The organism is Nostoc sp. ChiQUE01b (genome assembly GCF_034531255.1).
In the GTDB taxonomy this organism is placed as follows: domain Bacteria; phylum Cyanobacteriota; class Cyanobacteriia; order Cyanobacteriales; family Nostocaceae; genus Nostoc.
In genome coordinates this window covers 1-19,473 of the sequence record NZ_JAVRBM010000122.1, presented here as the reverse complement: position 1 = coordinate 19,473, position 19,473 = coordinate 1, and the positions used below count along the sequence as shown (strand labels likewise).

Genomic DNA, 19,473 nt, shown 5'->3' with positions numbered 1-19,473 from the left:
TAACAAATGAGTACGCCGAAATAACAAATGAGTACGCCGAAATAACAAATGGGTACGCTGAAATAACAAATGGGTACGCCGAAATAACAAATGGGTACGCCGAAATAACAAATGCGTAGGCGTAGCCAGCCGTAGGCATCGCCTTCTATGAAAAACCCTATAAATTCAACTTTGCTAGCACCTCAGCTAAATCTTTATCCGCCCATTCCCTGTCTTGTCTTGCTACCGCCAAATCTGTCAAAATATCCGCGATCGCCCGATGCACAACTTTATCGCTAACATCCACAAACTGCGACGGACTAAGATTATAATCCGCTTCCCTCAATTCCTCTAACTTAACAACTTTACTCAGCTTCTCTCGCGTTTCCCAATTGCGATAAACCTCACAAACCGCCTTAATCCCTTCCTTTGTCAAAATATTCTTCGGATCGCCCTTAACAAAATAATCAGCAGCATTAATCAGCAAAAATTCACCCTTATGATTCAAAGGTTTCAGGCGATTTAACAAAATTACCACCCCTGGCGCAGTCGTGTTATAAAACAAATTTTCAGGTAGCAAAATACCCCTTCAACTCTGTCTTTTTCCACAAATTCCTTGCGGATGTCCCTTTCTTGATTTTTGTTCTGACTCCCGGAACCGCGAGACACTGCACCTGTATCCAAAACAACCGCCGCCCGTCCGTTATCTTTCAGCGATGCCCAAATATGCTGCACCCATCCCCAATCTGCTGAAGACTTCGAGGCAATTCCGTCCTTAAAGCGTTCAAAAGAATCTTCTTCGTAAGCATCTGCGCTGTAGTTGTCCTGATTCCACATCGGATTAGCAACCACATAATCAAAGCGCATCACCTTCTTGTCAACCGTAAATTTAGGTTGCCTGAATGTATCCCCAATCTCAATTTTGTGTATCAGTAAAATCCTGCAAAAACATATTCATTTTAGCGATCGCAAAAGTTGTCCAGTTCAACTCTTGCCCAAATAACCGAGGTGCTTTACTCTCTTCCCCTGGATGTTTGCGGTTGAACACCAGACGCGGCTTAGTCAACAACCTACCCGATCCACAAGTGGGGTCATAAATCTTCGTGTAGGGTTCAGGGTCAATAATTTCCGCAATCAACCAACCCACCTCTGATGGTGTGAGAAACTCCCCTGCACTTTGCCCTTGTCCTTCGGCAAACTTCCGCAACAAATACTCATAGGCTTCCCCTAGAACATCTGCATTGGTATTCTTTAACCCCAACCGATGCCGACTGATGACTTCAATCAAGTCCTTTAAACGGTCATCATCCAAAACGCGCTGATTGCTTTGCTTCTCGTTATAATCTTTCAGTGTCAGCGTTCCCGATAACCCAGGATTGCGCTTTGCCACCTCCCGCATCGCCGTTGTCAGAAATTCCCCTAAGCCATCTTTAGGATGAAAGCGAATCGCCTCCCAACGGTATTGGTGCGGGACATAGTAACGCACAATCGGTTGACGATTATTTTTAATTGCATCTTGATGATCTGCTTCAATGAAAGCACGGGCTAAGTCTCCACCCCCAAACTTCTCGGCGCACTTTTCATACTCATCATCAAACACATCAGACAGCCGTTTGTAGAAAATTAGCGGCAGAATAAAATCTTTGAATTTTGGTGCATCCGTCGCACCGCGTATTTTACAAGCAGCATCCCACAGCCATTGTTCCATTGCGGGAATATCCAAGCGATCGCCAGCTTGCGCTAACTGTAGAAGTGGTAAATCTCCAGAACCATTTTTTTCTGCTGGTTTTTTACTGTTTTTCCTGATTCCACGCGGCACTATACTTAACTCCTGCGTTAGCGAAGCCAACCCGTCGGTATCGCTTCTATCTTATTTAAAGGAATCCCTATTTTCGCAGTTTCTCGGCTAATTGTTGATAAACGATCTCTAACCACACAGGAATCACAGTAGGACTTAGGCAAAATTAAACACGCCGTAAGAACAATTAATAAGTTGCCCCTACAGCGTATAGTTTTGGTAAATTTTAAATTCAACGAGCGCGGAGGGATTTGAACCCCCGACCCACAGAACCGGAATCTGGTTAAGAACGATATAACTAGCATTTTCTCAGTTTTCTCTGACTTCACTAGGCAAGTTGAGAGAAAGATGAGAGAAAATCAGAAGCAAGTCACACCAAGCGATATAGCCAATCATCTCATAGGTTATGAACGTTTGCTAGACTTCTTTAAGGAAGCGCAAAACCAAACACCTAAAGGAATAGGACTTAAAAAAGATAGTAAAGCTAGTGGTACTTATATCCTCCTACAATTCAAACTCGGTGATAAGCGTGTAGCTAAAGCGTGTAACTGTGCTTTTACGATGGATGGGATAGCTAACGCACTCAGAAAAGCTAAACAAGTTAGTGAAGCATTAGGGAAATTTAGCAGTGAGACAGAGTTTTTAGTTTGGTATGATGAACACATATTAGAAAAAAACCAAGTCAAGAATGACTTGATTATATTCAATGAAGCTATCAAGCTAGTAGAAGATAATTACTGGAATAGCTACACCAAGAAACGTCAACCACGAGATAGAAACAACCCTAGCCATCAATCATGCTGGTATGAAGTGTACTATTGTTTCTACAAAGAACTCCCGTTAAATAATAGCATCAACATTACCGATATGATGGATGTTATTAATAGCAAAATCAAGGGTAGTAAACGTTTTAAAGATTGTGTTTCAGCAATGAAAAAACTTTGTGAGGTAACAGATAATAGCAAGCTAAGGGATGAGTTATGCAAATTAGATATAGCACAAACTAAGTTTAAAGAAAATCTCCAAAGCATCTCATTAGAAGATTTTTTTGAATTAAGAGAAGAAATTGTAAATATTCCTGAGAATGATGCAAGAAGTAATATTGATACACGAAAATCATGGTTATTTGTATTTTCAATGCAGGTAGTGTATGGATTGAGAATTAGTGAGGTGTTTGCAATTCAGAACATTGACAAAGCTTTTAGAACAAAAGACGGTGTAATAATCCCAGCATTACAAAATGCTAACAATAAAGAAATGATTGCAGTTGTAGGAAGTGAGACAATATTAGGCACTACTACTAAAACTGGTTATCGTTTAGCTGTTCCGTTAGTTCCACCAACCTATCCTAATTTGATTGATAAGTTAGAGATTAAATCAGGTGAGTTGCCAGTGTTTCATTTAAACTCACAGAATCCAAACTCAATTAGAGCATACATCAGTCAAAGAGCTTACAGAGTATTAACCAGATGGGCTAAAAACTCTAAGTTCACTCAAACTCATGCTTTACGTCACCTAGCTAATCTTAATGGGATGATGGCAGGAATACCGTTAGAAAAAAGAGCAATGTCATTAGGTCATTCACCTGCTATAAATGATACTGTGTACAAAAAAAGACAAACAACTAAAACAACACTGGATTTACTCACACAGTCTACTAACCAAGCTATTCCGCTACAGTCAGCAGTTGTCATAGCTCAAAAATTAGGATGTACTGATGAGAAGTCAATCAAATTACTGGCAGCTATTTATAACGTGCATGAGGATGAAATTGGAGTGAAATAACGATTACACGCACTATTTATTGAATACCTACAAAGTGTTAAAGTTCACCTGTATCAAAATTGATATAGGTGAAATTTTATTTAAATCAAGATTTCCTCATCATCTCGGATAATGATTACTTCTCTAGGTGTAGAATCATCTTCTATTCCTATCCTAGCTAATCTTTCTAGGTGAGGTTTTCTTTCTTCATCAGTCAGTAAAGTATTTTTAACAGGAAAATTGGTAAATAATTTCACGACAACATCTTCTCTTAGATGCCTTGCTCTACCTATTGCCTGTTCTATTTGTTCTTCTATGAAATGAAATTGTATCTTTTGCAAGCTCTCACTTTGAAACGTATTGAATAAACACACAATGCCATTATGTTCAACTACTCGATTAGTAAGTTTAAAATCTGATGTTCTAATATCAATACCTAAAGCAGCACCATACAGCAAATAGTCAGTTAGTCTTAAATGTGGTGTACCTACTACTGCGATATCCTTGCCCTTTAGCTCATCAAATCCCTCGCATTTCCAGTAATAAATGTCTTCTAATGCGTTTTTTATCTTGTGCCTAAATTTCTTAAAAGTGATAGTTGGTAAGTCTTTAATTTGTTCTGTTATATAATCGGTGTGTTCCTGTAAACTACGCTGACTGTAGCTATACTTACGATTTTGGTCAATTAATCCGATGGCATCAACATTATCAATATCATAGAATTTGACTCTATCACCATATAATGCCTTGTATATAAACTCTGAAGCTGTAGCAGACATTATAATTATTTTCTTGTTACCTAGAATTCCAGAGTTTAAACTGTTGTGCTTAATAAATTCGATAGATTTAACATCAGTATCATCTTCACTGTCAGGTAAATGTTTTGCATATTGGTCACTATCTAAAAACCTAAGTACTCCTGTGGATAATCTACCAGTATCATTTTGAATTACCTCAGCTTCAATATTACTCATATTGCTTAAGCCTAAAGCTTTAGTCTTTTCTATGCAGTGAGGAACATTATTTATAATGGATTCACAGAAGCTACTTAATACTGACCTATCATTTTTATTTTTTACTACAGTTAGTAACTCTTTCAAATCTGCTAAAGTAACACTACCTTTCTCTAGTATTTGTCTTAGTGGGTCTTCATCGAAAATATAAGTAGTATGCTTATCAAAATTTACATACATTGCTTGGGTATGAGTAGTAAGTACAGTGTTACTGGATTTGTAACTATTTAATTTATTTATCCAGTAGTTATGAAGTGCTGGATATCTCTTAGCTTTCTTACTTATCAAGTCCTTAGCAGCAGTGTAAGAACCAATTTTGTAGCAATATTCCAACTCATCCTTAAGTTTTTGTGGAATATTTTTAGGTAAAATCGGTGTCACCTCACATTTACTATTATTAGAAAATAAATCTATCTTTTCTTGCTTTAAAGCGTGGTTAGGAAAAGCTACAACAGCTTTTATACTTAACTCACCTAACAACTGTGCTAATAATGTGGTTCCACCTAAACCAGTAGCTTTTTTAATGACGTGTACATCGGTATCATTACTTTGGAGTATTTCAATTAAAGTAGAATGGAGCTTTTCTTCAGCAGTAGCTAATGTCATAAGTGTTTCTTGTGTTCTCCTATAAAAATATGTGCGATTAATCCTAGCAGCTTCATATATATTGCTATACTCCCAATCTTCAGAGTATTCACTGAAGTTATACAGAGATGCTGCATGGTACTCATACTTTCTACACTCTTTAACTAAGAATTTTTTCTCATTAGCGTACAAAGGATTATTAGATACAGTCTCTATAAAAAACTTCTCACCACCTTCGATAAAGCGTAGGGATGATGCAATACCTAGTAACTGTACATGATTCAGTTTGATATTGGGATTGCAAAAATCTTGGAATATTTTAACCCTATTAGCTAGCTGTTCAAAATCTACTCCACGTAGTATTTCATAGCTTGCCGTTCTTGAGGATACAGGGCTATTATCATTAATACTTACTCTCTTACTTTCTATAAAAGTAGCGTTTTTTGGATTAAATACCGCAATTCCCTTTAGATAATATAAAGGGTTTTGCGCTAATTCATCCACTTTTAACGACTTGTCTAATCTGTCTAAGTTACGAGAGAGATTACTAGTAGTATTTAACCTTGTATTGACTAAGGAACGGGTAGCTACTAATAGATTATTAACATTTAGATACTTATCATAAGCTGGAAAGAATACCGTGTATTCTCTACTGCCTAAAAATCTCCTAGTAGGATTCTTACAAGCCTTATCTTGTTCTGGAAATAATATAAAAAGCATATCTACAATAGCTTTTCTCTGTTTTATATCTGTAATTGGTTCAGGGAACTGGAATACTACTCTAAATTTATGGTGTTGATGCGTATGCCTTAATGTAGTGTATGCAAAACAATGTTGTATTTAATATTCATTTAACCTTGCAAATGTTTGCTTGATAGTAAGTGTATCGTCCATATCGATACAAAATATTGATTGACTCTCCCAATTTTTATCTACGAGTCTTTTTTTGACATCGATATAACCTGGTATAAATAAGTTACCATCTTGTACTCTTTGTGCTAATTCAAAAGCTGTGGCTTCAGTAGTAAATTCTCTTTTACGTTCATATATAGTAGCTAAAGCTTCCTCACCTTCAGGTTTATTATTAACTTTTTTAGTATCAATAATGAGTTGGTGCTTTACCGTATCTAAATGCTTCCTAAGTACAAGTTTCTTATAATTTTTTCGATGCTGTATAATTTTTTGTCTATATGCTTCGTATGCAGATGCATTTTGAGCTACATTTTGTCTAAAAACACTTAGATATTCGTTATAATTAGAAGTAGTTGTAGTGTTCATTGCTTCCACAGTATTTTCATTTTTTGAGTAGTTTGTTTTTACTCGTTCACCTTTGAAATCAAAAGGATTTTCTTCCATAGCAAACAATTTAACCTCAGACATTTTGTTTTGTCTCCGTAATAGTTAGTTTTTTAATCTCTCTTATTTGGGAAAACAAGAGAGATTTTTAGTTTTATGAAATGTTAGCAGAATTTTGATAAAACTTACTGTAATGGATATCCTGAGATTTATTTACAAGCCACAAGTACTTATTTTGACTTTTAGAAACTATCTGTAATTTACAATTTGCTCTATGAAATTCTACCCAATCAGCTAGTAATATTTTCAACTCTAAGTGTGTTAGAGAGTCGATAGCATTCAAATCAATCTCTCGTGATTTTATCCAATCGTGTGCTAACCTTCTGAATGAGAGAGGGTATACATGGTCTACAGTTACCTTATTCTTATCTTTAATCCTATATTTGGAGTAATCGCTTATCCAATAACCTTCTGATGTTTTCTTACTAGCTTTAAACTCAGCGATATCTTTTTTAATAGCTTGTCTTAGTTGAGATAAAAAATAATCTAACTGTGCCTTATCTGGATGTTTCTTTCTCTTAGTTGCTGTTGCTGTCGTCACTGTCTTCGATGTTGTCAATAATAAATTGGGAGTAGTCCTCAAACTTACTCTGGTAGGTAGAATTTTCTAAGACGCTAGCAACTCCTTAGCAGCTTTCAAAGTTTGTAATTCAGCATTTTTGATAGACCTCAAACCTATTCTTATCAAGTCATTCTGGCTTACTCCTAACCTATGGCTTTCTACTTTTAGTAATTGGTTAGTTTCTTCAGAAAATCTGATACTTCTAACTACTGTTTTGTTCTTTGTCATAATCGTGTTACATAAAAACTACTATAATATAAATATAGCACAGATGAATGGATTATGAAGAACCGTGAACATACAAAATTATTTGATACGTAGACATCAATTTAACAAGACAAAAGTGGCAAGGGTAAAAACGAATACTATAGAAAATACGCCACATATTAATAATGGTGTACCAATCGAAGCTCAACCACAAATTCAAGGTTTAGAGTACAGTTATAAACCAATATTGACTACTTTTGCTTTAATGACAGTACCTTTATTACCTACACCTAACCTCTATTCAGATGAGCCGCCTACAAGAATTGTTGCATTACGCATCAAAGGAAAAAACCAACCTTTGACAGATGACGAAAAGAGAGAACTAAGGGATTTTTATTCAGGAGACAATACCCAATTAGAGAAGAAAATTTACAACCAGTATCAAAATCAACTTATAGACCAAGGATTCAAAACGTTAAGGAAGGTTATTTAAGTAATAAAGGACTAGATAATTGTTTAGTCCTTATACTTTTATACCTTGTAAATACTACTTTTCTGTCCTGAGTAATTCTCATCAAAGTGCTGATAAATTTCTAAGCATTTTTTTTCATACACTTCGGCAGAGTAATTTGCTGGATAATGCAGAAATTGAAAATAGATGATAAATTGCATCTGAATGCTAGTGTTCACAATGAGTACTAATAAAAAATAATTATTAGTTAGCAAAAAATCTTACGGGAACTGGTTGTATTAATACGGATGTTTTATAGGAATTTTGATAAATGGTTCTAAAAAGCATTGTTATTGCTAACAACGTTACTGGAATAGCTGTTAAGGCAAGGGTTTCTGTTCTATTAAAAGCAAGTTGTTTTACTTTCAAACCTGCCATCAAAGCATCATGTCTAGCTTTCCACCTATTATTCAATGCTAGATGTGATAAGCAACGTCCTGTATAAGCACTTATCCTAATATCTTTAATACTGCTCAAAATAGCTTTAGAATACTCTTTGATAGCAGCATTGTAGTGCTTTAATTGAGAATATGCTGTTGCAAGACCTAAATAAGCTTCATCAAGAGAAGAGTCTATATGAAGAGCATGATTAAAATCACGAATTGCTTCACCTGGCTTTTTCATTATGGAGAGATATACATTGCTGCTTAAGTTCTGCCTTTCGAGACTCATATTTAGCTCGACTATTCTTGAGTTTCTCTTGAAGTTGCTCTATATTAATGTCTGACATATGAATAAATACAAAATATAAAACCAGTGTAATTATATATTTCCCAAAAAAAGTTATAAAATAACGTATCTCGTTAAAAATGAAATATTTATTTCAATTTTAAATATTAATAATTGTCTAAGTACTTTTGCCTTATTGCTCAGAAATAATTATAAATTCGTTTTTTAGATTATTTAGGTAGTAACACAGTTAGGAGTCCCGTTTCCTTTGGATTCCCTAGCAAGCATAAAAAGTTGGATGAAAATATACTGAAGTATGTAAGGTATGCAACTTTTTGCACTCTAAAGTACATACCTATAGATATAGGTGATAGCACTCTAACGCAGAGACAGCACCACTATAAAATCAACCTGATGCACAAAATTTTAAAAAAGTCAAGTTTACTATAAATTGTATTAAAAATTTTCTAGCAAGTTCTTAGGAATTATCAGAGACAGGTTTTATAAATTGACTATAAGCAAAAATTATATTAACAAGTATAAACTATAATTTTTCTATATTCTAGCTATCCGTTGCAATTCTGTCTCATAGGGTAGATTGGTTTTATCCTGTGAGAGAAAACTGAGAGAAAATAACCTCTCGATTTTGCGGTTAGTCTTGTAAAGGTAACGAGCGCGGAGGGATTTGAACCCCCGACCCACAGAACCGGAATCTGTTGCTCTATCCACTGAGCCACGCGCCCTTATTCTTGAATATTATAGCACGTCTGGGATCAAATTCGCAGCTTTAAAGATAATTAGCTGGGTCTACGGGTGTACCATTCCGACGAACTTCAAAGTGGAGATGGGGGCCAGTTGAGAAACCTGTGGAACCGACAGCAGCGATCGCTTGTCCGCGTTCAACTGCTTGTCCTTCAGAAACATACAATTCGCTGGTATGCCCGTAAAGTGTAGTCATGCCATTACCGTGATCGATAATTACGGCTCTGCCATAACCACCATACCAGCCAGCAAAAATTACTGTTCCCGAATCGGCTGCTCGAATTTTACTGCCATAGCTGGCGGCAAAATCTAACCCGGCATGAAAGCGACGATAGCCAAGAATAGGGTGTATCCGCCAGCCAAAGGGACTGCTAGTAGCAGCATCACTAGGATATGCCATTATACCAGTTCCCCGAATGATGATACTTGTGCGGCTGTTGGTTTTTGCTTGGGCTTCTGCTACCTTTTGTTGAATCAAGATTTCCAAATTTTTGGATTCTTTTTCTAGCTGATTTTGCGCTGCTTCTAAGGCCAGGCGATCGCTATTCAGGCGTTGAATTAATTCTGATTGTGATTGCGCTTGGGTTTGATAATCAGCTTTTTGTGCCAACAGTTGCTCACGAATTAAGCCAATTTCGTTTTTTTGCTGTTCTACTTCCGTTTTTTGTTTATCGATTGAGTTTGCTTGGGTGTTGAGTTTTACCAAAATTTTTTGGTCTGCCTGAAACACTAACTTCAACTGATGACGACGGCTGAAAAAGTCGCTGATATTTTCACTTTCGAGCAAAACTGCCCATCCAGCAAAAGCAGGCGATCGCTGGAGGTAACGCAATCGTGCTACTGTTGCGATTTGCCGCTTTTGATATGAACGTTCTGCGACATCTAAATCAGCTTCTAACTGCTGGAGGTGTTGGGTAGCGAGTTGTAATCGTGATTCGCTCTCTTGAAGATAGCTATCTGTAGTTTGCAGATTTTGCTTTAAACCAGTGAGGTGTTTTTGGGCTTCTTGTTGGAGATTAGTTAAGCGTAAGCGATCGTTAACCACACTCTGACGCTGCTGGTTCAATTGTTGCTGCTGTTGTTGCAGAGTATCAATAGACCCTGTAGACGTTGCGTCAGCTGGAATTAATCCCAAACAAATCCACAAAATGCAGCAAAATGCAATCGATAAACAGCAATAAATCTGCTTTTTTCCGAGAAATCGCCCTTTCATAGTGCGAGCCTAACTAAAACGATACTTTCAAACACTATGAGGATTATTCCCAAAATTTGATTCACCCACTCCAATATAGGACTCATATTTGATTGCGTGAAAAAACTCAGTACACCTTTATTCCTTCTTAAGAGTCCCCATTACCACTTATCCCCTTCAGGGCCCCCACCTTCCCCAGTTTCTACGAATGAAGAAGGGGAAGGGGTCTTGGGGTTCCCCATATTTAAAAATAGGGGTTTCAAGCATCGACGCTGCTAAGTTATCGCACTATGTGGCGGGTATTATCTTCTTTTAATATTCTCTGCAATTAAAATAGGGGCTTTGTTCCGTGTGGGGAAAAGTTTTAACTTGAATTCCTTTACCCCTTCCCCTTTTCCCCTTTTTGGTAATGATGGAATCAAATCAGATTGCTATATACTTGAATAATTGACGTTAACTTTATAAAAATAGATATTTTAAATAACTTTGCTAACGGAACAAGACGACCTTGCCATAAATAAATACGCTTTAGCACTACATACCACCACACCAGAATTAGGTTTGGGAATTAGTAATTTTGCAGGCGATACTCGCTATAAAGTTTGGAATTTAGGGCGCGATCTATCTAGCTTAGTGCATCAATATTTAATTGAATTTATTAAACCGCAAACTTGGGCAGATTTGTCCTTTATTGCAGTTGCAAAAGGCCCCGGCGGCTTCACGGGAACTCGCATTGGCGTTGTTACTGCTCGTACTTTGGGGCAACAGTTAGATATTCCTGTATTTGCAATTTCAACTTTGGCTGCGGTAGCTTGGTCAGAAGCAGGCAAAAGTCAAAATCCAAAAACTATTGCTGTGGAAATGCCAGGACAACGAGGTCAAATTTTTGCTGCTATTTATCAGTTTGAGCCAGATACTTCTAAACTAAAAGTGTGTTTTTCAGATAGAGTGTTGATACCAGAAGCATGGCAGGAAACTTTAGCGAATTGGAACACTGATTATCAGTTGATTCAAGCCCAATCTGGATTAGCAGCAACGGTGACAAGTATTTTGGAATTAGCTAACCTCGATTGGCAAGAGGGCAAGTGTCCTAATTGGTCAGAGGCTTTGCCATATTATGGGCAACATCCAGTACAGGGTGCATAATGCTAATTTTTGATTTCTGCTTATTAGGCGATCGCTTCGGGCGGCGCGTAGCCCATCACCTACGTCCCAGTCTGGGTATTACACTTGAAATCAGCGACGCTGATAGCGTAGCGTTAGCGACGCAGGAGCGTCATAGCCCGTCGTAGACATCGCTTTGTCTGAATGGATAGATACCGCACATCCAATTTGTGGCGGTTTTTTCCTGGGATTTTAAGCGATCGCATCACAGTACATGAATCTAAAATCAAAACAACCACAGCCAAACTGGGAGAGTAACTAACAATACTATAGCCCCAGCAGCTAAGGCAGTAACTGCCAGATCGCGATCGAGATTGAATGTCTCAGCAATTACCAGTGTGTCGAAAGCTGGAGGCATGGCCATTTGTAAGACAATTACCTTTTTTAAAATAGGCTTGTCCTTTAATAAAGTGTAGGGGTTTAAGTCCCCGGCTTCTATCAAGCCGCAAGTGTTATGGCGGGGTCTAAATCCCCGTTACAACACGTAATTGCGAATTGCGTTAGCGAGTCCGCGAGCGTCATTGCGAATTGCGAATTGGTTTAATCCCTAACCAAGCTAAAAATCCTCCTAGTAAAATGGCTAGGTAAGCCATCGCAGGTGCAATCCAAATTTGCCCCGACAAGCTAGATTGACGCAAAAACGATACTATGCTTATGGGTACTCCCACCCAAAAAAGAAACTGTCCTAAACGTGTAGGAACTGTTACAGGTAGTTTGCGTCCCAGAATAAAACCTAACAGGACTAATCCTCCCAGCTTGACGTATAGTTCTAAAAGGTTTGTCAAGATTGCGCCTAAGAACCACAGATGTAAAATGCTACCTGTTACGTTTACTTTTGTCCAGTACAAAATCTGTTATGGCTATTCCACAAAAACAGGAGTTTACCTTTGAATAAGGCAGGGTTTTCTGGAAAACCGCAAAACTCATCGAATGACCTTGGCGATGATATTCCAGTGGCTGTACGCGATACCCCTGTTGCAGCACCTAAAATTTGGTTGCAACCCCGAACTATCTTGATTGGGGGAGTTGCAGGATTTGTCTTGCTGGCTTTAATTAGCGGTTTTTTGTTTTTCGTCACTGCATCCAAAAAAAACGCCGATTCTCAACTTTTACCAGCTACTTCTACTCCTACAACTCCAACAGCATCTAATAATTCCAGCGATACTGTGTTAGGGCATTTTCCATACCCAGAAGCCCCTGAGTCAGAACTAGTAACCATCTTTGCAAATAGGGGCATTAGAATGCGAAAAGCTGCTGCCCAAAAGTTTGAGGAGATGGTAGCAGCAGCCCGGAGTTCAGGTGTAATTTTAGTACCAATTTCTGGCTTTCGCTCCATCAAAGACCAAGAACAGTTGTTTTTTGCTGTTGGCGCCCAGCGAAATCAAACGCCAGCAGAACGAGCCGCCCTCAGCGCTCCTCCTGGTCATAGCGAACATCATACAGGTTATGCTGTGGATATTGGAGACGGGGCAGTACCAGCAACTAATCTCCAAACTAACTTTGACAATACCAAAGCTTATCGGTGGCTGCAAGCAAATGCAGCGCGTTTTGGCTTTGAAATGTCATTTCCCAAAGATAATGCTCAAGGTGTAAGTTATGAACCTTGGCACTGGCGTTTTGTAGGCGATCGCAATAGTTTAGAAATGTTCTACAAAGCCAGAAACTTGAAACCCGCTAAGATATCGCCATAAAAGACAGCAGTCAACCCCTTCTCTGGAGACGCTACGCGTAGCTTGCTTAAGAGCAGGGGTACGGGGAATTCAAAATTCACGCATTCAAAATTCAAAATTCTTATCCGCATAAATAAACTTAGGAGCCACTGCGGTCTTCTCCCAAAGGAAGAGGCTAGCGCCAACGCGAGAGCGTCTCGTAGAGAAGGGGTTTCCCAAGTAGAGGAGGCAGTGCGGTCTTCTCCCAAGGGGTCTCCCCAAGTGGAGCAACTGCCGTCAAGTGGCGTGGGCTTGAAATAAGGACACATTATTTCTCGTGCTTCGCATCTCGAAATAAATCTTTTTTCTTGTCCATAAATTAATTTATTGGCTCTGTATCATGAGTCTGTTTTGGTCAAAATAATTCGGTCAGGAGTAATTAGGGCTTGCTGTCTCTATGCTAATGGAGGCTGAATAACTAGTTCTTACAGAACTAGACAATAGTATTCAGCAAGTTTCTTAGCGATCGCATCTTCTAGCGAAATTATCCCTTGTTCCACGAGTATCATGATGGCTGTAGCGGTGAAAGTTTTACAGATTGGAATCTCAGAAAAGATATTTTTCGTCTTACTGGCGGGAATAATTCAGAATTTTTATTGACAAAGTTAGGTCTAATGCGATAGACTAGTACACTGTTTAAAGCGTATTCATTGCTGCATTAGGCTAAAAGTATATCAATAATATTGGTAGCTAATATTGCCTACGTGATGCCTAGTTGCTACTTTTTTGTTGTTTATTAATAGAGGTGAACATGGCCAAGCGCCGTAACCCGAAAAAAGAAAAGGCGCTACGTAACCAGGCGTATGCCAGAAAGTTTCGTAAACGGACTACGACAGGAAGAATGCAGAGAAGGTTCCAACAAAGACCACCAAAGAGTGAGGAAGAAGAAGGCGCAGCAGCAGCTGACACTGAATAAGCTGCCTGCCTAAATCCTTATTGTTTGGGTTATTTACCTTTTGGGGCGCACATTTATTTGTACGCCCTTATTTATTTTTGGGGATTGGGGATTGGGTACAAGAGGCAGAGGGGCAGAAGGGAAAGACAAAGACTTACTGCAACTTCTTTCTTACTCCCCTGCTCCCCTGCTCCCCTGCTCCCCTGCTTTCCAGTCCCCATTATCCCTTATCCCCAGAGGGGGCCCCACCATCCCCAATCCCTCTATTGAGCAATTTGAGTGCGGGCAGCTATGAGTGCTTTGTTTACCTGTACAAAGCCAGTACCACCGTAACTGTTGCGGGCTGCCACAACTTGACGGGGGGATATCGCCTCATAAATATCTGCTGCAAATGCCGGATGTAGTTGTTGCCACTCTTCCAATTTTAAATCTTTTAGGAGTTTACCTGCGGCAATACTAGTTTTTACCACCTTACCCACAAGGTTGTAAGCTTCTCGAAAAGGAACGCCCCGTGCTGCCAGATAATCTGCTACATCAGTAGCATTAGAAAAATCTTCTCCCACAGCTGATGCTAACCGCTGGGTACGAAATTCTAAGCCTTCCCTGAGCAAAATCGTCATCGCTTCTAGAGATGCTTTGACTGTGTTAACGCTATCAAATAGACCTTCTTTATCTTCTTGTAAGTCTTTGTTATATGCCAGGGGTAGCCCCTTCATAATGACCAACATCGCCTGTAGATGACCGAATACACGTCCTGTTTTCCCCCGCACCAATTCTGGGACATCGGGATTTTTCTTTTGGGGCATGATACTGGAACCAGTAGCACAGCTATCTTTGAGGGTGACAAAGCGAAATTCTTCAGATGACCAAAGAATGACTTCTTCTGCAAGGCGGCTGAGGTGAACCATAATCAAGCTAGCAGCACACAAAAATTCGATCGCAAAATCGCGATCGCTCACTCCATCGAGGCTATTAGCATAAATATCGTCGAAATTCAAGAGCTTGGCTGTGTAGTGGCGATCGATAGGGAAAGTAGTTCCCGCCAAAGCACCACATCCCAAAGGTGAGATATTCACGCGGCGAGAAACATCTCCTAAGCGTTCCCAGTCGCGTTGTGCCATTTGAAAGTATGCCAAGAGGTGGTGAGCTAAACTCAGGGGTTGAGCGCGTTGGAGGTGGGTATAGCCAGGAATCAGAGTTTCAACGTGCTTTTCGGCTATATCCAGTAAAACACCTTGAAATTCTCGCAATTCGCTTTTGATTTGTTGGATTTGGTCGCGCAGGTAGAGTCTGGTATCAGTGCCAACTTGGTCATTACGCGATCGCGCTGTATGCAGCTTTTTACCCACATCGCCGACAATTTCTGTCAGTCGGCGTTCAACTGCAAAATGCACATCTTCAGCATCGACACCGGGCTGAAATTTCCCGTGGCGGTACTCTTGGCGAATTTGTTCTAAACTGGCAACCAGTTGCTCTGCTTCTTCTGGGGAGATGATGCCCGTGTGAGCAAGCATTTTGGCATGAGCTTGAGAACCAGTGAGGTCATATTCGATTAATTCAATATCAAAACTTATACTGGCATTAAAACGAGCGATCGCTGGATGCAACGCTGATTCAAACCGCTGGCTCCAAGTTTCTTCTTTGGTCATAAATATTATCAGGGGAGTGGGGAGTGGGGAGTGGGGAATGGGAGGTGATGATTTAGGAAGAGGAGGAAGATAATTTTCCTGATTTCCCTACTCCCTACTCCCTATTCCCCACTCCCCCTAGATTTAACCGTAGCTAGTTAGATTCCGAATCATATAGCCAATGACTAAACCAATCAACAATGCCCACACTTGACCTGTTTGTATAAAGTGGCTCCAAGCTTTTTGCATCTGACCCATAACGTTTGGATCGGTGATTGTTTGTGCTAATGCTGTCAAATTTACAGGCAAATGCCAAAGTAACTGAGATGTCAAATCGCTGTAATTGCTCATCTTTGTCGATTAAGAAGTTAGGGGTGGCAAATTTCAGCATCAGTTTATTATTTAGATTAATTACTGATATTTACTGAAATATTTGGATATAACTTCAATGTCTTAACTCAAGATCCAGCCGATGCCAACCGCAATTTTTCGGCAGTTCGCAAAATTTGCCCTGCCAAAACTGCTGCACCAAAACCATTATCGATATTTACTACGCCTACTCCCGCAGCACAAGAGTTAAGCATTGTCAATAGTGGTGCTAAACCATTAAAACTTGCGCCATAACCGATGCTGGTGGGTACGGCAATCACGGGACAACTCGCTAAACCTGCGACAACGCTGGGTAAAGCGCCTTCCATCCCCGCCACGACAATCAACACCGATGCTGATTCAATCAGGTGGCGGTTACTCAGCAAACGATGAATCCCAGCAACGCCAACATCCCAGAGGCGCTGTACCCGGAAACCAGAAAGTTCAGCAGTGACAGCCGCTTCTTCAGCAATCGGTAAATCGGCGGTACCAGCAGAAAGAATACCGATCTCACCCCAGAATTGTGGTTCGATGGTAGGGGGAGCGATCGCACAAATTCGCGCCGAATCGTAATATCGCAAACCGCTAACTTTTGATTGCAGTACAGCATAAACTGCTGGTTCAATGCGAGTTGCCATCACTACAGGGTTACGGAGGCGCATCACTTCCATAATTTGAGCAATTTGTTCGGGCGTTTTACCAGGGCCCCAAATTACCTCTGGGAAACCAGTTCTTAGCTGGCGATGATGGTCAATTTTGGCAAACTCACCCACAGATTCATAAGTTAAGTCTTTGAGTGAGTCTAATGCCGTATCTGGCGTAACTTTACCATTGGCAACCGCAACGAGTAGCGATCGCAATGTTTTTTCATCGGTCATTTTTTATTTGTCCTTTGTGAATAACCAATGCCCCATGGCCAATGACCAATGATCAATGACTAATCGATTACTTTTAGTTCGTAGAGGTTCCAAAACGGGCCACCAAGAGCAGTATATTGAATTCCTTGGAAGCGATCGCGCACTGCTTGTAGATTCAACCTCTCCACTAAATGAATAAACGGCAACTGTTCTGAGGCGATGCGCTGATATTCGTAATAAATTTCTTTGCGCTTGTTTTCATCCAATACCTGTGCGCCTTTAATGTAAAGGCTATCAATTTGTTTTTCCCAGTCGGAAACTTCCCAGCCAGTCATGGGTGGATCTCCCGGTTGTGGCCCCAAATTAAATGCGTGGGATGCACCGGCAATCCTCCAGATATTGCTAGCGCCGTGGGGTTCAATACCGCCTCCAGCAAATCCTCCCAGGTAACAATCCCAATTCTGCGTAACTTTGAGTTTTTCTAGATAAGAATTAAAGCTGAGAATTTGCAAATCTACTTGAATCCCAATCTTAGCGAGATCCCGTCTGATTTGAGATGCCATATCTCCTCTAACTTTTCTTTCCGAATTCGTTAAGATTGTAAACCTAACTCTGTTACCATCAGCATCTAAAAGTTGATTTTGGTCATTATATTTAAATCCAGCTTGTAACAGTAATTTCTTAGATTTATCTGGTTCGTAATTATATACCTTTAATCCTTTTTCTGGAGGAAGGAAGTAGGGACTTTTGACATAAACAAATGAATTTTGCAGTTCACCTAATCCCCGAAAAGCATTTGTTTTCATGGTTTCGCGGTCAAGTGCATAGGCTATAGCCTGCCTGAATTCCTTTTTATTAAACCAGCTAGATTTAATGGGGTCTACGAAAGGTTTGCCCTGAGAATTCTTCGCTTTACTAAGATTGAAAGCAATAAAAGTCGTACTTGTATCTGGCCCACCGTTATAAATTTCAAACTTTGCCCGTTTTTCTTCTCGCTTCAGCAAACTAAAACCTTCAGGAGGAACTTCTAAATCATCTAACTGTCCAGAGCGAAAACTAATCAACTGGTTTTCAGTAGATTCAATAATTTGCCAAACTATACGCTCAATGTAAGGCTGAGGATTATCCTGAGCATCTTTGCGCCAGTAGTATGGATTACGCCGAAATATAACTCGCTGACTAGAAACGTAACTTTCCATAATATATGGGCCGTTGCCAACAATTTGTTTAGGATCTGTGCCTGTTCCCCATATTGAGAGAAACTTAGAATTTCCATCAGAGCCAATTGTGCGAACTGCTTCCTGTAGAGCATGGGCTGGCATAATTGGGATACCACCTACATATCTTAAAAAAGGAGCAAAGGGTTCCAGTATGCTAAATTCAACCCGACGCTCATCAACTTTTTTCACCTTTGGCAAAGTGCCCTTGTCACCAATTCTTAAAGCATCTTTGGTGGAGGTAGGAATTTTGGGATTGAGGTAGATTTCGTTATAAGTAAAGACAACATCATCAGTAGTCATTGGCTGACCATCTGACCACTTAATTCCTTCTCGTAGGGTGATTACAATCCTCTGACCATCTTCAGAAACTTCCCAGGCTTCTGCTAAAGCAGGCTCTAATTTTGTGGTTATAGGATTTTCATTAATCAATGAGTCATAGAGGAAGCCAAAAACGCTATATGCCGACTCATTCAGGGCATAATTAAAAGTTGAAGGTTCGCTCAAAACTGCGGTGACGACTTGCGGCACTTGAGCGGCTGCACTTTTGAAGTTAGCAGGGTTGCAGGCGGTAAGTGTAAGTGCTGTTGCTGAAGTCAGAATTAATGTTAGCCAAAAACGCCTAATTGCAAAAAAGATTGATTGTGATTTCATAAAATTAAATTTAATGTTTTTCGTTATCTGTGCGTAAGTCCTGGAAAAGTTACTCTGAAGCAACTAGTAAAACAACAGCATAAGCACAGATACCTTCTTCGCGTCCAACGGGGCCTAATTTTTCGTTGGTGGTAGCTTTGATGCCAATTTGATTTGGTTCTAATTCTAAAACTGCCGCTAGTTTGTCGCGCATCTTGTGAATATGTGGTTTTAATTTTGGACGTTCTGCTACTATCACCGAATCAATGTTTCCGATCTGCCAGCCTTGATCGCGAATCAGTTGATGTACTTGAGTTAATAGTACTAAACTATCTGCTCCCGCCCATTGGGGATCGCTAGGTGGAAAATAATGACCAATATCCCCCAAAGATAATGCCCCAAGCATGGCATCCATAATTGCGTGCGTTAACACATCAGCGTCACTATGCCCCAATAAACCTAATTCATGGGGAATTTGAATTCCTCCTAAAATCAAAGCGCGATCGCTCACTAGTTGATGAATATCGTAGCCGTTACCAATACGAATTTTTGTCATTTGTCATTTGTCATTTGTCATTTGTCATTTGTCATTTGTCATTTGTC

The 19,473-nt window shown here is 39.7% G+C and carries 19 protein-coding genes, 1 tRNA gene and 1 pseudogene; 6 read left to right on the top strand and 15 right to left on the bottom strand.

The window, feature by feature from the left end:
- Positions 1-157 precede the first annotated feature (157 nt).
- A pseudogene (locus tag RMY63_RS38505) lies at positions 158-846 on the bottom strand (N-6 DNA methylase).
- A gap of 49 nt (positions 847-895) precedes the next feature.
- Positions 896-1,798, bottom strand: a complete 903-nt coding sequence (locus RMY63_RS38500; protein ID WP_322733713.1) for a class I SAM-dependent DNA methyltransferase — start codon at positions 1,796-1,798, stop codon at positions 896-898.
- 327 nt (positions 1,799-2,125) lie between these two features.
- Here RMY63_RS38500 and RMY63_RS38495 point away from each other — a divergent pair, with 327 nt between their 5' ends.
- A complete protein-coding gene (locus RMY63_RS38495; protein ID WP_322733712.1) occupies positions 2,126-3,562 on the top strand; it encodes a hypothetical protein in 1,437 nt (478 codons plus the stop codon).
- Between the two features lie 80 nt (positions 3,563-3,642).
- On the opposite strand, the gene RMY63_RS38490 is transcribed toward RMY63_RS38495, so the two are convergent.
- The 3 genes from RMY63_RS38490 to RMY63_RS38480 form a co-directional block, all read right to left on the bottom strand.
- Complete coding sequence (locus RMY63_RS38490) at positions 3,643-5,859, bottom strand: hypothetical protein (RefSeq protein ID WP_322733711.1); 2,217 nt, start codon at positions 5,857-5,859, stop codon at positions 3,643-3,645.
- A 120-nt stretch (positions 5,860-5,979) separates the two neighbouring features.
- A complete protein-coding gene (locus RMY63_RS38485) occupies positions 5,980-6,519 on the bottom strand; it encodes a hypothetical protein (RefSeq protein ID WP_322733710.1) in 540 nt (179 codons plus the stop codon).
- Positions 6,520-6,589: 70 nt separating this feature from the next.
- Positions 6,590-7,036: a hypothetical protein gene (locus tag RMY63_RS38480; protein WP_322733709.1), complete on the bottom strand. Its 447-nt coding sequence runs from the start codon at positions 7,034-7,036 to the stop codon at positions 6,590-6,592.
- A 313-nt stretch (positions 7,037-7,349) separates the two neighbouring features.
- On the opposite strand from RMY63_RS38480, the gene RMY63_RS38475 reads away from it, so the two are divergent.
- On the top strand, positions 7,350-7,757 hold the full coding sequence (locus RMY63_RS38475; protein ID WP_322733708.1) for a hypothetical protein: 408 nt from the start codon (positions 7,350-7,352) through the stop codon (positions 7,755-7,757).
- A 222-nt stretch (positions 7,758-7,979) separates the two neighbouring features.
- Here the strand turns inward: RMY63_RS38475 and RMY63_RS38470 are convergent, their stop codons facing one another.
- The 3 genes from RMY63_RS38470 to RMY63_RS38460 all read right to left on the bottom strand — a co-directional run bounded on the left by RMY63_RS38470 (position 7,980) and on the right by RMY63_RS38460 (position 10,419).
- Positions 7,980-8,399 carry a hypothetical protein gene (locus RMY63_RS38470; protein WP_322733707.1) on the bottom strand — a complete coding sequence of 140 codons (420 nt, stop codon included), beginning with the start codon at positions 8,397-8,399 and terminating at the stop codon, positions 7,980-7,982.
- 715 nt (positions 8,400-9,114) lie between these two features.
- Positions 9,115-9,187: transfer RNA gene (locus tag RMY63_RS38465), tRNA-Arg, on the bottom strand.
- Between the two features lie 44 nt (positions 9,188-9,231).
- A complete protein-coding gene (locus tag RMY63_RS38460) occupies positions 9,232-10,419 on the bottom strand; it encodes a murein hydrolase activator EnvC family protein (RefSeq protein WP_322733706.1) in 1,188 nt (395 codons plus the stop codon).
- Between the two features lie 465 nt (positions 10,420-10,884).
- Between RMY63_RS38460 and tsaB the strand changes: the two genes are divergently transcribed.
- Together tsaB and RMY63_RS38450 are read left to right on the top strand one after the other, a co-directional pair.
- Complete coding sequence (gene tsaB, locus RMY63_RS38455) at positions 10,885-11,544, top strand: tRNA (adenosine(37)-N6)-threonylcarbamoyltransferase complex dimerization subunit type 1 TsaB (RefSeq protein WP_322733705.1); 660 nt, start codon at positions 10,885-10,887, stop codon at positions 11,542-11,544.
- Positions 11,544-11,690, top strand: a complete 147-nt coding sequence (locus RMY63_RS38450) for a hypothetical protein (protein WP_322733704.1) — start codon at positions 11,544-11,546, stop codon at positions 11,688-11,690. The genes tsaB and RMY63_RS38450 overlap by 1 nt, the downstream gene beginning before the upstream one ends.
- A gap of 98 nt (positions 11,691-11,788) precedes the next feature.
- Here the strand turns inward: RMY63_RS38450 and RMY63_RS38445 are convergent, their stop codons facing one another.
- Positions 11,789-11,920 carry a hypothetical protein gene (locus tag RMY63_RS38445; protein WP_416212589.1) on the bottom strand — a complete coding sequence of 44 codons (132 nt, stop codon included), beginning with the start codon at positions 11,918-11,920 and terminating at the stop codon, positions 11,789-11,791.
- A 160-nt stretch (positions 11,921-12,080) separates the two neighbouring features.
- Complete coding sequence (locus tag RMY63_RS38440; protein ID WP_416212588.1) at positions 12,081-12,347, bottom strand: hypothetical protein; 267 nt, start codon at positions 12,345-12,347, stop codon at positions 12,081-12,083.
- A 102-nt stretch (positions 12,348-12,449) separates the two neighbouring features.
- Between RMY63_RS38440 and RMY63_RS38435 the strand changes: the two genes are divergently transcribed.
- Both RMY63_RS38435 and RMY63_RS38430 read left to right on the top strand, forming a co-directional pair.
- Positions 12,450-13,253 (top strand): M15 family metallopeptidase, encoded by an 804-nt coding sequence (locus RMY63_RS38435; protein ID WP_322733703.1) that lies wholly within the window; start codon positions 12,450-12,452, stop codon positions 13,251-13,253.
- Between the two features lie 769 nt (positions 13,254-14,022).
- The gene (locus RMY63_RS38430) at positions 14,023-14,187 is read left to right on the top strand and encodes a hypothetical protein (RefSeq protein ID WP_167407613.1); all 165 of its coding nucleotides are present in this window, start codon (positions 14,023-14,025) and stop codon (positions 14,185-14,187) included.
- 242 nt (positions 14,188-14,429) lie between these two features.
- Here the strand turns inward: RMY63_RS38430 and argH are convergent, their stop codons facing one another.
- The 5 genes from argH to ispF all read right to left on the bottom strand — a co-directional run bounded on the left by argH (position 14,430) and on the right by ispF (position 19,426).
- Entirely contained in the window at positions 14,430-15,815 is a 1,386-nt protein-coding gene (argH, locus tag RMY63_RS38425) for an argininosuccinate lyase (RefSeq protein ID WP_322733702.1), read from the bottom strand.
- Between the two features lie 123 nt (positions 15,816-15,938).
- Positions 15,939-16,145 carry a hypothetical protein gene (locus RMY63_RS38420; RefSeq protein WP_094348493.1) on the bottom strand — a complete coding sequence of 69 codons (207 nt, stop codon included), beginning with the start codon at positions 16,143-16,145 and terminating at the stop codon, positions 15,939-15,941.
- A 107-nt stretch (positions 16,146-16,252) separates the two neighbouring features.
- A complete protein-coding gene (gene larB, locus RMY63_RS38415; protein WP_322733701.1) occupies positions 16,253-17,041 on the bottom strand; it encodes a nickel pincer cofactor biosynthesis protein LarB in 789 nt (262 codons plus the stop codon).
- A gap of 59 nt (positions 17,042-17,100) precedes the next feature.
- The gene (locus RMY63_RS38410) at positions 17,101-18,891 is read right to left on the bottom strand and encodes an ABC transporter substrate-binding protein (protein WP_322733700.1); all 1,791 of its coding nucleotides are present in this window, start codon (positions 18,889-18,891) and stop codon (positions 17,101-17,103) included.
- A gap of 49 nt (positions 18,892-18,940) precedes the next feature.
- Entirely contained in the window at positions 18,941-19,426 is a 486-nt protein-coding gene (gene ispF / locus RMY63_RS38405; protein WP_322733699.1) for a 2-C-methyl-D-erythritol 2,4-cyclodiphosphate synthase, read from the bottom strand.
- Positions 19,427-19,473: the final 47 nt, after the last annotated feature.